Source organism: Polycladomyces abyssicola, from assembly GCF_018326425.1.
GTDB classification, from domain to species: Bacteria; Bacillota; Bacilli; order Thermoactinomycetales; family JIR-001; genus Polycladomyces; species Polycladomyces abyssicola.
The window spans coordinates 3143750-3157674 of sequence record NZ_AP024601.1 but is presented as its reverse complement, the minus strand read 5'-3'; the positions used below and the strand labels follow the sequence as shown (position 1 = coordinate 3157674).

Below are 13925 nucleotides of genomic sequence, written 5' to 3'. Positions count from 1 at the left end.
TTCTGGGTAGACATGGGTGAATATATTGGGTGGCAGAGGAGGGCTTGACATGGAACGAAAAAGACAGGTTCGCCATTATCAACAAATTGCTAGCAAACTCTTAAAAACGCGCGTGTTGGAGAAGACGGAATCACTTCGCCCGTTTTTGCCGGAAACAAGGTGGTATTCGTTGGATGCATTGAAGCAGATGTTAAAACGATACTCGACCGTCTACGTCAAGCCAGACAAGGGTGGGGGCGGCGGTGGAATCCTGCGTGTGCGGAAACGGGAGAATGACAAGTATGAAGTCCGCTTTCGCACACATATCAAAACCACTACCTGGAGTCAATTGGATGCCCAGTTGCGATCCTGTTTCCTCGCCGGAAAGCGGTATTTGATCCAACAGGGGATTGAGCTGGCGACTATTGATGATCGGCCGTTCGACTTCCGCCTGCTGTTGCAACGCCCCAATCAGGATTGGGAACTGACTGGGATTGTCGCCAAAGCCGCCGCTCCCGGCCGTATTGTCACCAACCACTGCAAAGGTGGAAAGCCTGTGGATGCGACCAAGGCGTTGTTGGTGGCGGCGGATGGTGACCCGGAAACCTTAGAGCGGTGGGTAAAAGTGTTGATTTGGCTTGGAATGGGAACGGCTAACGCTCTGCATGACAAATTTACCGGGTTACGGGAGTTGGGAATCGACGTGGGGTTGGATCGAAACGGCCGGTTCTGGATCTTTGAGGTGAATACACGTCCGCAGTTCCGGATGTTCAGGAAAATCGGTCATCGGAGCATGTACCGTAAAATCATGCAGTTTCACCGCAAGATTGTGAAAGGAAATCGGTGGTGACCAAAAGAATACTCTATATCGTAAAATAGGGCGATCATTTCCCTGTTTTTCTTGGCAGGGGAATATTTTATACCTAAACCAAAAATAAAAGAATGGTCTTTTTTTCTCTTTTCCCCTTTTTTCGACAAATCCTCCTGTTGCCATATATCAAAACGACTGATAAACTCAATGGTAATAGAAGGTTTAACATGATGAAAAAAACGGTCGTCGGAAAAACAGTTAGCATGTGTTTATAATTTTCGATCGGAGGTGCCGGGACAATGGCGATTACGGTAGGAGTTTATATCGGTAAGAAGGACCGGCTCATTCGGTATTGGTATGAAATTCTCCCGCGGGGCCAGTTCCCGATCTTGGTGAAGTACTGCATTCAAACTTTCTTGCGTGGTACGTACTTTCCATTGGCGACGGTGTGTGATCGTGAATTGTTAAAAGAGCAAATTTTGGGACGCAAGGATTTGCCGCCGACACAGCGCAATGTCACGTTTACAGAGGAAGACGGACCGGTCTACGAATGGGTGGATCAGTTGATGAGTGGTTATCGCAGCGAAGAAATTAAGAACATTTTGAAACAAACCATCCTACATACCCTGGTTGAATCAGACGCGTTTCATCCGGCAGCTCATCCTTCTCCATCGTCGACCCTGCAGGCAAATCACAGGGAACAAGGGATCTATCCAACGATGCGTGCCCATGGGGATATGGTTGTACCAAAGGCGAACAAGGTCTCTTCCAAACCGGAAAACGTTTCTCCGTATCCGCATACGTATCCTGCAGTTTCATCGGCGCCCGGCGGATATCTCCATAACATGCCGCTCCAATCACTGAAAAAAGATCGGCCGGAAATGGAAGACCCCTACGATTCCTGGGATGAAATTTATCATACGCTGTCCTCGCGAAATCGGAGAGATAGAGAGGAAACCCAGATGGATCGGGATCAAGCCGAGCAGGAATTTCATCGTTTGGTGAATCGATTGGGTTAGTTATATAACGTCCATCCTACCCAGCTCCATCGGGAACTGGGTTTTTGCTTGAAAAAAGCGGAAGCGGGGTAAGGCCGCCTTGAACCGAAGGGCACAAGACGCGGGCAAATCCACTTGGCGGAAATTGCCCGCGAATGAATTCCTGCGCTTATCAGAGGGATGATTTTTTTGCGAGTTGCAATGCTATCCGTACCTGCCCTTCCGCTTGGCGCAGCAGTTGCCGTGCGCACTCTGGTGTTTGGTCCGTCAGCAGCGATATGATCGCCGTCTTCACTTCCTTGTCACATCGGAGCCAGGCAGCCTCTGCTTCCTCGGGCGTAACCCCTGTGATTTGTTGAATGATCCGCCGCGCCCGGTCCTCCAGCTTTCGATTGGAGGGCTGAAGATCTACCATCAGGTTTTGATACACTTTCCCCATTCGCACCATTGTCGCTGTGCTCAGCATGTTGAGAATCATTTTTTGTGCCGTGCCGGATTTCAGTCGAGTGGAACCGACCAACACTTCCGGGCCCACATTGACCTCGATCGGAATGTCCGCTAACTTCCCCAACACTGATCCCGGGTTGCAAGTGATAGCCACCGTACGCGCGCCCATCTGCTTGGCGTACTCCACAGCACCGATCACATACGGTGTTCTGCCGCTGGTGGCCAATCCGACAAGCAAATCCCGAGAGCAAAACCCGCGTTCTTCCAAATCGGTCGCCGCCTGCTGGGGATTATCTTCGGCGCCCTCCACCGCATGGCGCAAAGCGGTGTCCCCGCCCGCGATGATCCCTTGAAACCATGAAGGATCCGCACTGAAGGTGGGCGGGCATTCGGATGCGTCCAGCACGCCAAGCCGGCCGCTGGTGCCCGCACCGATGTAAAAAATATGTCCTCCTTGTTTCAATGTATCCACCATCGCTTCCACCGCTTGCGCCACCTGCGGGAGGACCTCCTCTACGGCGAGTGGAACGCGTCGGTCTTCTTCATTCATCACGCGTACGATTTCGAGGGCAGACATTTGATCCAATTCCCGCGTACGTTCGTTGATCTGTTCGGTAATCAGTCGGGACAAATCCGGTTCCATCATGATTCCTCCTTGCCCTTTCGACGAGAAGCACAACCGTCTTCACGGTGCAGAAGACGGTTGCCATTTAACACGTGAGCAGCTTTTGAGTTTGTGCAAAACAGGAGCACGACTGATTGACGTCAGGTCGTCAATGTCGTTCGGCCTGATGTGGCGGTAGTGGCAGACTGATAATATTGGTCCATCTCTTCCTTGTAACCGAAGAAATAGGTAATGGCAAACCCCGCTGCGTAAGAGATGACGATCCCGATCAGATAGGTGACGATTTGTCCGTGATGGATCAACAAAGCCAAAGGCAATCCTGACACTCCGATGGCAACCGAAGCTACGCCCATTACTGCTTGAAACGCCCCGCCGACGGCCGCACCGAGGCAAGCGGTTACAAACGGGCGTCCCAGTGGCAGTGTGACCCCAAAGATGAGCGGTTCCCCGATCCCGAGGATCCCCACGGGCAGTCCGCCTTTGATGACGTTTTTCAACGTACGATTTTTCGTTTTCAGATAGATGGCGAAAGCGGCACCTACTTGTCCCGCACCTGCCATGGCCAGGATCGGCAACAACGGGTCCAGCCCGGTTTTGGTCAACAATTCCATATGAATCGGTGTCAATCCTTGATGCAACCCGGTCATCACCAGCGGGAGAAACGTGCCTGCCAACACGGCTCCGGCCACGATTCCGCCGTGATCGAGCAAGGAGGTCAATCCCAGCGTGATGCCGTCGGAGATCCGGCCTCCCAGTGGTTGCAGGAACCAATACGTGGCTACCCCTGTCACCAACAAGGCCAGTGTTGGCGTGACGATGATATCGATGGAGGATGGTACCCAACGTCGGATTCGCTTTTCCAACACACTGATGAACCAGGCGGCGAGCAAAGCGCCGATCAACCCGCCGCGGCCGGGAACAAGAGCCTCGCCGAACAATGGGGGGATCTTCTCGATATCCTGCAAAATGATGAGACCGCCCGCGACACCGCCCAAGGCCGGTGTGCCCCCAAATTCACGTGCAGTGTTGATCCCGACGAAGACGGCAAGATACGCGAAAATCACTTTGCTGATCGCGTTCAGCATCGCAACCAGAGCACTTTTCTCATCCAGATGAAGACTGTGGATCATCACATTGTTCAGCCCCATGATCATCCCGCCGGCGACGATGGCCGGGATCAATGGGACGAAGATGTTGGCCAGTCGGCGTAGAAAAAGTTTGAATGGCGTACGGTTTCGATCTTGGAGAGCAGCTCGGAAATCGCGTACCTCCCCCGATGAGATGCCAGTCATTTCGGACAGTTGTGCCGCTACTTTGGTCACTGTTCCGGGTCCCAGAATGATCTGTAGTTGGTCAGTCGAAGTGACGACCCCCAGCACGCCCTCCAGTGAACGAATCTCTTCCAAACGTACCGATTCCGTTTCTTTTGGTGTGACACGCAAACGAGTCATGCAATGACTGAGAGACGAAACATTGTCGGCACCGCCCAAGTGGTCCAAAATGGCCTGGGCCAACGTCTGTTCCTTGGATGCCATATCGTCAATCCCCTTTCGTCGTTTTGCTACATTGTACGGGCCGAGCTGCGAAAACATGCTCTCAGAAAAAGACACCCTCTTTCATTACATTCATTCAATTATCAATATTTCCTCCCTGATCCAAGGTGATATTCGTTGCGACAAAAAGAAGTGTCGATTGTTGAGAACTTTTGTCGAATGAGAGAAATAGGGAAGGAAATGAGGGAAATGAAGGGAAACATAAATGTCTAAAAAGAGAAGCTTCTATCTGATCTTGTCAATCAAAATTTGAACAAGCACCGGACACGCTCCAACCTTGAGGTGGTAGTATGATATTGCTGCACGCGGTGGCGCAAAGAATGTTCTTTTGGATCGGAGAGCCGATTGCGGAGACTTTTCAGCCGTTTGGTTATGTTGCGGGGATTCTGTTGGTCTCTGTCGTGCTGATCGCCTTGTTGCTCATCAAGCAGCAGTGGATCGAGCGATTCCCGCCCCCCGTTTATATCATGGCGGTAATGGCCTGTTTGGTGGCGCTGGATACGTTGACGGGAGATGGTAACAATATATGGCTGTATTTGCTGTGTCAGGGGATTGTCTCCGTACGACTGTCCGGTGAGAAGACAGGATGGACGACCTTATCGTTCCTCCTTTCTTATTTGATGATCTCAGGTTTGAACGGATGGCGGGCGCAACCGTGGTGGTTATTGATCTATCAGGCTCTTGCTTTCGGTATGATCGGATGGATGAGCTCGATGCTGCAAAAAGCCCGTTGGGATGCATCACAGGTCAAACAAGAGAACCGGCGTTTGCTGGTCAAAGTGGAGGAAGCGAACCGGCGTCTGCATGAATACATCCTGGAGCTGGAAGAGACGTCGCGTCGTGATTATTTGACAGGATTGTATAACTTCAGCGGGTTTCAGGAACAGGTGACCCGCAGTTTGGCCCGGTGTGGAGCGGGGCAGTCTTACCATGTCATCTGTGTGGATTTGGTGGATTTTCAACAGGTGAATATGAGAGAGGGCATCGATGCCGGTGATCAGATGCTGGTCATGTTGGCCCGGCAATTGAAGCGAAACCTCCCTCCCTATGCACAGGTGGCCCGCTACGACGGGGATCAGTTCGCGGTGGGATTGATGGGGGATGAACGGGTGTTGCGCCAAAGCCTGGAGACGATCGAAGAGGTGATCAGTGGGTTGCGGGCGGAGCGCACATTGCTCAACTTTTGTCTGGGAACGGCCTCGTATCCGCAGGAAGCGACCAATGCTTCGGAGTTGATCCGCATCGCCGAGAATCGTCTTTCCATTGAGCAGCGTCGCCTGCGGCATCAGGAGGAGGAACGCCAACGCCATCTGGAGAAACTGTCCGCGCTGGGTCAACTGGCTGCGGGACTGGCACACGAGATACGCAACCCACTGACATCCATCCGTGGGTTTATTCAAATTTCCGCCAGGGAATCGGAACAGGTGAAAAAATGGGAATCCATCATATTGCCGGAGATTGATCGGATCAATGATTTGTTGAGACAATTTCTCCATTTGAGCGAATCGCGCCCCGCCCGGTTCACAGTGTTCAATCTGGACCAACTGATGGAGGACGTGCTCCGCCTTCTTCAACCCAAAACGATGTTGATGGGGCATCAGCTGATCGTGCAACCCCCTGTTACTCCGGTTGTGATCGAGGCGGATGCGGAGCAGTTGAAACAAGTGTTGATCAACCTGATCCAAAACGGATTGGAGTCTTTGAGTGAGGGAGGAAAGGTCACCGTTCGGTGGAAAGAAATGCGGGATCGCATTCTCATCCGGGTGGAGGATAACGGCACCGGCATCAAGCCGGAACACATGTCGCGCATTTTCGATCCGTTCTTTACCACCAAAAAAGACGGTACTGGCATGGGGCTGTCCATTTGTCACCGCATCATCTCTGATCACGGTGGGCAAATCCACGTGACCAGTCAGCCGGGCAGAGGGACCACCTTCAACATCCACCTGCCCATCTGTCAGGTTTCCACAGTGAAACAGAGGTCCTCCACCAACAATCAGGATCATTCCGGTACTTCCCAACAAGGGACAAGAAAAGACCAAGCCGAACACTTGGAAGAATGCTCGCTTCCTCTCTCGAAGAGAAGGCTTGCTTTGCATCCCTCCAAACTCCTGCGATAAAATAAGATCGACAGGGGGCGAAGTGGGATGAAAAAAAACAAGTCCGGTTTCAATATCATTCGAAACGATTCCACCACTCACGGTGGATATGCTACGGGTACGCTCAATTTGAGCAATCTCTCTTCCGTGCTGATTGACGGGGATCAAGCCAAGATCGATTTGGGTCTGATTCATGCCAAAAGCGCAGTGGAGCGGGGAATCAAATGGACAACGGATCTCGAACAGGTGCCCAACGGCAAAAAGTACTGGGTCGTTTGGGTAGCGGTGGATCGAAATGAAAAGGGACCGTATTATGCCGGTGTAACCGCGTGTTCCATGGTAATCGACCGGGGAGCGCGGATTGGGTGGAAGATTCTCCCTGAACACGTCAACCATATGGATGCTGCCCTAAAGCGGCGGATCAAGCTGGATGGGTTGAGCGATGTGGAGAAAAAAGCGCTGCGTGATTTGCTGATCAACAACAACGAAGAGATGTGGAATAATTCCGGTGACGAACTGAAACAGGCGTTGGCCACCACAGAAAATTGAACGCTGTGTGAACATTGAGCGGGGCTTATTGCCGCGCTTTTTTTGCAAGGATACACTAATAAATAAGGTAACGGAACCAAAGTTGCTAGGACGCCGAAACAGCGGGGTAGACCCCGCTGTTTCGGTTTTGTTAAGCGTTTTCATCCGGCCCATCCTTTCCCCTGATATTCCCTGCCGCCAATGCGCATCATAGGGGAAAAGGAGGAGGACGAATCTCATGACCCACACCCATGACAATGATCATTTCGTTCGTCACGGTGGTGTTCACTTCGCTACAAACGCTTCGCCGGAGGAGATTAACCGTTTTGTCCGGCAATTGCCGGCCGGAAAACGGGACAGCATGTTTGAGGTATTGCAGGAACTGAATCAGGCCGGTTTGATCTCGATGTACAACGACGGCGTGTGGACCGATGGCGAAGGTAAGATCGGCGGAAGCGACGAGTGCTGAGTGATTGACCAAACACGCTCCAGTCCGTTCGGATCCTCAGATGGGAAACCGGCGCCGCAGACTGGGGCAATCACCTGTACCCCCGCTTGTGTTAGCGGGGGTTTTGTGTTCTCTTATTGAAACCACTGCATGATTCGATCCCAAATGGACGGGGATTCCTGTCCATCCGTCGATGTCGAAGGATGGACGGGGCAAGGTTCTTTCGGTTCCGTCCCGGCCACAAAATACTCCAACACCGGATGCGGACAGGTATCCGTCGCCAATGCGTCCGTATCCGGATCAACGTAGACGCCTTTGACGCCGTTCGGGGGGTGGAACAGGACGGGGGGCCGTTTTTTCAGTGCATCGAGCATATAGGCACCCCAGATGTATTGGGACAGTCGTGCATCGCGGTGGGGCAACGTCCGTTGCCGGTCATATCCCACCCATACCGTGGTGGCTAGCTCGGGGGTGTAACCGGACAGCCATCCGTCCCAATTGGTGCTGCCCGTTTTACCAGCCATTGGACGGGACAACATTTGTTTTACGCGATGGGCGGTGCCTCCGGAATCGAATACGCTCTCCAATAAATGCGTCAGCACAAAGGTCGGTGCGGCCGGAACCGTTTGCGACGGCCGGGGTTGATGCTGATACAACACCTGGCCATTGGCATCCACAATCTTCAGGATCCCGGTCGGTGGGTTGCGCACCCCACCGTTGGCCAACGTGGCATAAACCTGCCCCATCTCAAACGGGGAGACGGCGTAAGTCCCCAATGCGAGGGAAGGAACAGCTCTGAGCGGACTGCGCACACCCAGGCGGCGGGCGGTTTGCACCAAATGATCCAGACCGATGCGGAAATGGGTGGTCACCGCATAGATGTTGTCTGAACGGGCAATCGCTTCCCGCAATGTAATGGGCCGGTTGGCATAAGAACCGCCGAAATTTTGCGGTGCATATGTTTTGCCCTGGTAGGTGAAAGCGGTTGGGCGGCTCTCGATTCGCGTCAGCGGTGTGTATCCATTTTGAAGGGCAGCCAGATACAGGATCGGCTTGAAAGACGATCCGGGTTGTCGTTTGGCGAAGACTCGGTTGTACTGGGATTCACGATAGCTTTTCCCCCCGACCATCGCACGGATGTACCCCGTTTTCGGCTCGATGGAGATCAAAGCCGCTTGAAGCCCTTTTTTGTTGCCCACATATTGTTTAACTGCTTGCTCTGCGGCTTTTTGCATCTTCAGGTTGATCGTCGTGGTGATGGTCAGTCCGCCGTGATGCACCAGTTCTTCGTCCAACCCCAACTGCGTGATTGCCGTTTTGACGATGTAATCGCGGAAATACGGCGCCGACGCGGCATTTTCAGAAGGGGGTTTGCCAGCCAGGACGATCGGCTCCCGTTTGGCTTCTTCCGCCTCCGCCCGCTGAACGAATCCTCTTTTGGCCATGGTGTCGAGAATCGCTCGTTGTCGTCGTTTGGCGCGTTCGGGATGTTCAAACGGGGAGTAAAAGGCCGGGCCGCGGGGAATCCCTGCCAACATGGCGCTTTCTGCCAATGTCAACTGCCCCACCGGTTTGCCGAAATAGATTTTCGCCGCCCGCTGAATGCCGTAAGCCCCATGGCCGTAATAGATTTTGTTGAGATACATCTCCAGAATCTCATTTTTGGAATAATGCAGTTCCAACTGGGCAGTCAAAGCGGCTTCTTTCAATTTGCGCGACCATGTCCGGTCCTGGGTCAGATACAAATTGCGGGCCAGCTGTTGCGTGATGGTGCTGGCCCCCTGTGCCAGCCGGTGTTCCTTCAGATTGATCCAGGCGGCACGGGCGATCCCTTTGAGTGAGAAACCCCAATGACGGTAAAACGATTGATCCTCCGCCGCCAGTGTGGCCGCCACCAATGAGCGTGGGATATGGGACAACCTTATGGGATCCCGATGTTCCCCGTCATCCAGTTGATCGATTACCCGGCCGTTTTCGTCGACGATTTTGGTCGTCATCGAAATTTCCGGCGGCGGGAGCGGTTTGGATTTAAGGTACAGTATGGTAAACAGCAAAAGTGCCGATCCTGTTATCAAAAGCAGGCCGAACCAGCGAAAGACGCGTAACAGCATTCCCATCCACCGCCAAGATTGTTGGTCACGGGACGCGGATCAGCCCCGTGTACCTTCTCTTTTTCTTTAAAAAAGGTAGAAGAAAGGTCCGTATCAGTATGGGAATGGATCAGGAAGAATATACCTGAGGGTCGGGTTGTGATCAGTTATTCGTATGTCCTCTTGGAGAATGCGGTTTGGTAAGAAAACACTTGAAAGATCAATGGAAAAGTAGTCGGGAAAATCGTTGTGTGCTTGACTCACTTCGATTATTCTTATGATGGACCTTTGTGAGACAGAACGGCTCGAAATCAGCCACAGTATGATCAGATGGAAGGGGACAACCATGGATAAATTTGAAACGGAACTCTGGTATACCGAAAAACAAACGCCCAATCATGGGATTACCACCCGGATCAACCGGACGTTGCATCACGAAAAATCCGAGTATCAGTCGATCGATGTGATGGAAACACGTCAGTTCGGCAATATGCTGGTGCTTGACGGTATGGTGATGACAACGGATAAAGATGAGTTTGTCTATCATGAGATGATTACCCATGTCGCCATGAACACCCATCCGGAGCCCAAAAACGTGTTGGTGGTGGGTGGTGGTGACGGCGGTGCGATCCGCGAAATTCTGAAGCACCCGACAGTAGAGACGGCCACATTGGTGGAGATCGACGGGCGCGTGATCGAGGTGTCCAAGCAATTCTTCCCGGAAATCGCAGGCCGTCTGGATGATCCGCGTGTGCAGGTTCGCGTGGAAGACGGTATCAAGCACATCCGGGAGCACCAAAATGCGTACGACGTCATTTTGGTGGACTCTACCGAACCGATCGGCCCGGCAGTGGGGTTGTTCCAAAAACCGTTTTACCAAGGAATTTATGATGCGTTGCGCGAAGACGGCATCATGGTGGCTCAGACGGAATCCCCGTGGTTCAACCGCGATTTGATCCGCCAAGTGTTCCGCGACATCTCGGACATTTTCCCGATCACGCGGCTGTATACGGCCAGCATCCCCACCTACCCGAGCGGTTTGTGGAGCTTCACCATCGGTTCGAAAAAGTTCGATCCGGTAGAGGTGGACGAAAGCAAGCTGCCGCATCTCGATACCCGTTATTATCGTCCGGAGATGCACAAAGCCCTGTTCCAACTGCCGCAATTTGTCCAAGAATTGATCGAAAAGTGAGGGTGAATCGGTATGCGGTTTGACGAAGCCTATTCAGGCAATGTGTTCATCGGTGCGACACAGGATTGGGATGCTGCGCAGGCCGTCATCTATGGCATGCCGATGGATTGGACGGTCAGCTTCCGTCCGGGTTCCCGGTTCGGCCCTGCGCGGGTGCGCGAAGTGTCATTGGTGCTGGAGGAGTTCAGCCCGTATCTTCGTCGTGAGATGGCTGAAGTGAAATATTTCGATGCGGGGGACATCCCGTTGCCTTTCGGCAATCCGGAGAAAAGCGTCGAGAAGATCGGTGCGTTTGTGGATGAGGTGCTCTCCCACGGCAAAATTCCGTTCGGGTTGGGAGGGGAACACCTCGTCACTTGGCCGGTGGTGCGGGAGGTATACCGGCATTTTCCCGATCTGGCTGTGATTCACTTGGATGCCCATGCGGATTTGCGGACCGACTATGAAGGGGAAGCGTTGTCGCATGCCACCCCCCTGCGCAAAATCGCCGAGTTGATCGGGCCGCAAAATGTGTATCAGTTTGGGATTCGATCCGGAACCAAGGAAGAGTTCGAGTATGCGGAGCGATCCGGTATTCACTTTCACCCGTTTGACGTCGTGGAACCGCTCCGAAACGAACTGCCCGGATTGAAAGGGCGGCCGGTGTACGTCACCGTGGACATTGACGTGTTGGACCCCGCGTTTGCGCCGGGAACGGGTACGCCGGAGCCGGGCGGGATCACCTCGCGCGAATTGTTGGAAGCCATCCACTTGATTGCCCGATCGGATGTGCGTGTCGTCGGAGCGGACATTGTCGAGGTGGCGCCCGCTTACGATCCGACGGAGCAGACACCGGTGGCGGCAGCCAAAGTGTTGCGCGAGATGTTGATCGGTTTTGTCAAATAAACCACATTTCCTTGATCATCCAAGCTTCCTTCCCAACGGAGGAAGCTTTGTTCCATATGATATGAACCCGTTTGGCATTTCCCATTTCTAGTGGTAAGATACAAACAATCGGGAAAGGGGCGTAAGCCGTGATCCCTGTTCACTTGCACATTCGATCAACCATTCAGTCTAAAGACGAATGGGATGACGCGATTGAGCAGAACGAAGTGGGAGAATTTGAGGTTCGAGACGGGCAGTGGGTGTTGCGATACTGGGAAAACAAGGGGACCGCGGAGGAAGTGCGTACTGTGGTGAAGGCGGGAGAAAACGAAGTAACCGTCATTCGCCAAGGAGCGATCACTTACCGTCAAACTTATCGCCCCGGACACGAGACGGGCAGCCTCATCCACACCCCAGCGGGGGAAAGCGAAATGCGGGTGAGGACGCTGGATTACCGGCGTGACAAACGAGACAACGGCGGGGTGATTCTCTTCTCTTTCCGGTTGCATATGGGGGAGGAAGAGATGGGACAATATCAACTCCAGATTGAGTGGACGGAGGGTACGGAGCGACCATGAATGTCTTTCAACGCATGAAGGAAACACTGAAAGAGGAGATTCGCCAAGCAGTGATCAGTGCGGGCATCGCGCAGGCCGAACAGATTCCTGAAGTGATGCTGGAAGTGCCGCGCGACCGTTCACATGGGGATTTGGCAACCAACATCGCCATGCAATTGGCGCGGGTGGCCAAGAAAAATCCACGCGAGATTGCTGCGCAAATCGTCAACCACATCAACCGGGAAAAAGCGCATATTCGCGACATCCAAGTGGCCGGTCCCGGCTTCATCAACTTTTTCATCAACCGCTCCTATTTGGCCCAGGTGCTCGTCGAAATTGACGAGGCAAAGGAAGCCTATGGTCGTACTGACGCAGGGCAGGGACAACGCGTCAACGTGGAGTTTGTTAGCGCCAACCCGACGGGGAGCCTGCACCTGGGACATGCACGGGGGGCTGCGGTCGGTGATTCCCTGTGCAATATTCTGGAAGCCGCCGGGTATGAGGTCACGCGGGAATACTACATCAACGACGCCGGCAACCAGATCCGCATGTTGGCTTTGTCTCTGGAAGCCCGTTATCTGCAGGCCTTGGGGCATGAAGCGGAGATCCCCGAAGACGGATACCGGGGACAAGACATTATCGACATCGCCAAGGAATTGGTGGATCGGGACGGGGATCGGTACGTCTCGATGGAGCGCGAAGAACGGCTGGCGTTTTTCCGTGAATATGGATTGAAACGGCTGTTGGACCGCATCCGTGAAGATTTGGAGCGTTTCCGTGTCCGGATGGACGTCTGGTTCAGCGAAACCTCCCTGTACGAATCCGGAGCAGTGGAGGAAACCCTGGCCGAACTGAAAGAAAAAGGGTATACCTATGAAAAAGACGGTGCTCTGTGGTTGAAATCGACCGCATTTGGCGACGACAAGGATCGGGTGTTGATCAAACAGGACGGCTCCTATACCTACTTGACGCCGGACATCGCCTATCACCGCAACAAATACGCACGGGCCGACAAAGTGATCAACATCTGGGGGGCCGACCACCACGGCTACATCCCGCGAATGAAAGCGGCGATGGCAGCGCTTGGACTCGATCCGGAAAAGTTGACCGTCGTGGTTACCCAGATGGTGAAGCTGTATCAGGGTGGCGAGTTGGTCAAGATGTCCAAGCGCACCGGGAAAGCGGTCACCATGGCCGAACTGATGGACGAAGTCGGTGTAGACGCAGCGCGGTACTTCTTCGGCATGCGCAGTCCCGACACGCATATGGATTTCGACATGGACTTGGCCGTTTCCCAATCGACGGACAATCCGGTCTACTACGTGCAATACGCGCACGCTCGGATCAACAGCGTGTTCCGCCAAGCCAAGGAACGGGGCATCCCGTTGGAACTGGATCGCGATTCCCTGAAACGGTTGCAGGATGACCGGGAATTTGACCTGCTGCAAAAGCTGGCCGACTTCCCGTCGGAAATCGTAACGGCGGCAGAACAGCTGGCGCCCAACCGTGTGGTACGCTATCTGTACGAATTGGCCACACAGTTCCACAGCTACTACAACGCTGAACGCGTCATCGGCGACGACGCGGAGCTGACGCGGGCACGGTTGGCGCTGTTTGCCGGCGTAGCCCAGGTGATTCGCAACGGTTTGGCTTTGGTGGGTGTGGAAGCACCGGAAAAGATGTAATACGGATTATAAGCGTGGGTGAAACGACTTGTTTCACCCACGTTTTTGT

Annotated in this window: 12 protein-coding genes; 9 read left to right on the top strand and 3 right to left on the bottom strand. The window is 53.4% G+C overall.

All coding sequences use genetic code 11. The annotated features are described in order from the left end of the window. The first annotated feature begins 49 nt into the window (after nucleotides 1–49). Complete coding sequence (locus KI215_RS15625; protein WP_212773597.1) at nucleotides 50–829, top strand: YheC/YheD family protein; 780 nt, start codon at nucleotides 50–52, stop codon at nucleotides 827–829. 260 nt (nucleotides 830–1089) lie between these two features. Beyond that, the gene (locus KI215_RS15620; protein WP_212773596.1) at nucleotides 1090–1809 is read left to right on the top strand and encodes a hypothetical protein; all 720 of its coding nucleotides are present in this window, start codon (nucleotides 1090–1092) and stop codon (nucleotides 1807–1809) included. Nucleotides 1810–1960: 151 nt separating this feature from the next. On the opposite strand, the gene murQ is transcribed toward KI215_RS15620, so the two are convergent. Further along, entirely contained in the window at nucleotides 1961–2881 is a 921-nt protein-coding gene (gene murQ / locus KI215_RS15615) for an N-acetylmuramic acid 6-phosphate etherase (RefSeq protein WP_420830153.1), read from the bottom strand. Between the two features lie 119 nt (nucleotides 2882–3000). After that, the gene (locus tag KI215_RS15610) at nucleotides 3001–4395 is read right to left on the bottom strand and encodes a PTS transporter subunit EIIC (protein WP_212773594.1); all 1395 of its coding nucleotides are present in this window, start codon (nucleotides 4393–4395) and stop codon (nucleotides 3001–3003) included. Between the two features lie 338 nt (nucleotides 4396–4733). Between KI215_RS15610 and KI215_RS15605 the strand changes: the two genes are divergently transcribed. The 3 genes from KI215_RS15605 (at nucleotide 4734) to KI215_RS15595 (ending at nucleotide 7509) form a co-directional block, all read left to right on the top strand. Then, entirely contained in the window at nucleotides 4734–6533 is a 1800-nt protein-coding gene (locus KI215_RS15605) for a sensor histidine kinase (RefSeq protein WP_212773593.1), read from the top strand. Nucleotides 6534–6560: 27 nt separating this feature from the next. Continuing rightward, nucleotides 6561–7061 carry a YwhD family protein gene (locus KI215_RS15600; protein ID WP_212773592.1) on the top strand — a complete coding sequence of 167 codons (501 nt, stop codon included), beginning with the start codon at nucleotides 6561–6563 and terminating at the stop codon, nucleotides 7059–7061. Between the two features lie 217 nt (nucleotides 7062–7278). Then, nucleotides 7279–7509 carry a hypothetical protein gene (locus KI215_RS15595; RefSeq protein ID WP_212773591.1) on the top strand — a complete coding sequence of 77 codons (231 nt, stop codon included), beginning with the start codon at nucleotides 7279–7281 and terminating at the stop codon, nucleotides 7507–7509. A gap of 113 nt (nucleotides 7510–7622) precedes the next feature. Here KI215_RS15595 and KI215_RS15590 read toward each other — a convergent pair whose 3' ends face one another. Continuing rightward, nucleotides 7623–9599: a transglycosylase domain-containing protein gene (locus tag KI215_RS15590; RefSeq protein WP_212773590.1), complete on the bottom strand. Its 1977-nt coding sequence runs from the start codon at nucleotides 9597–9599 to the stop codon at nucleotides 7623–7625. A 325-nt stretch (nucleotides 9600–9924) separates the two neighbouring features. Between KI215_RS15590 and speE the strand changes: the two genes are divergently transcribed. The 4 genes from speE to argS all read left to right on the top strand — a co-directional run bounded on the left by speE (nucleotide 9925) and on the right by argS (nucleotide 13876). After that, nucleotides 9925–10770, top strand: a complete 846-nt coding sequence (speE, locus tag KI215_RS15585) for a polyamine aminopropyltransferase (protein WP_212773589.1) — start codon at nucleotides 9925–9927, stop codon at nucleotides 10768–10770. A 12-nt stretch (nucleotides 10771–10782) separates the two neighbouring features. Next, complete coding sequence (gene speB, locus KI215_RS15580; RefSeq protein ID WP_212773588.1) at nucleotides 10783–11655, top strand: agmatinase; 873 nt, start codon at nucleotides 10783–10785, stop codon at nucleotides 11653–11655. Between the two features lie 128 nt (nucleotides 11656–11783). Further along, nucleotides 11784–12212, top strand: a complete 429-nt coding sequence (locus KI215_RS15575) for a YwiB family protein (protein ID WP_212773587.1) — start codon at nucleotides 11784–11786, stop codon at nucleotides 12210–12212. After that, entirely contained in the window at nucleotides 12209–13876 is a 1668-nt protein-coding gene (argS, locus tag KI215_RS15570) for an arginine--tRNA ligase (RefSeq protein WP_212773586.1), read from the top strand. The genes KI215_RS15575 and argS overlap by 4 nt, the downstream gene beginning before the upstream one ends. The last annotated feature ends 49 nt before the right edge of the window (nucleotides 13877–13925 follow it).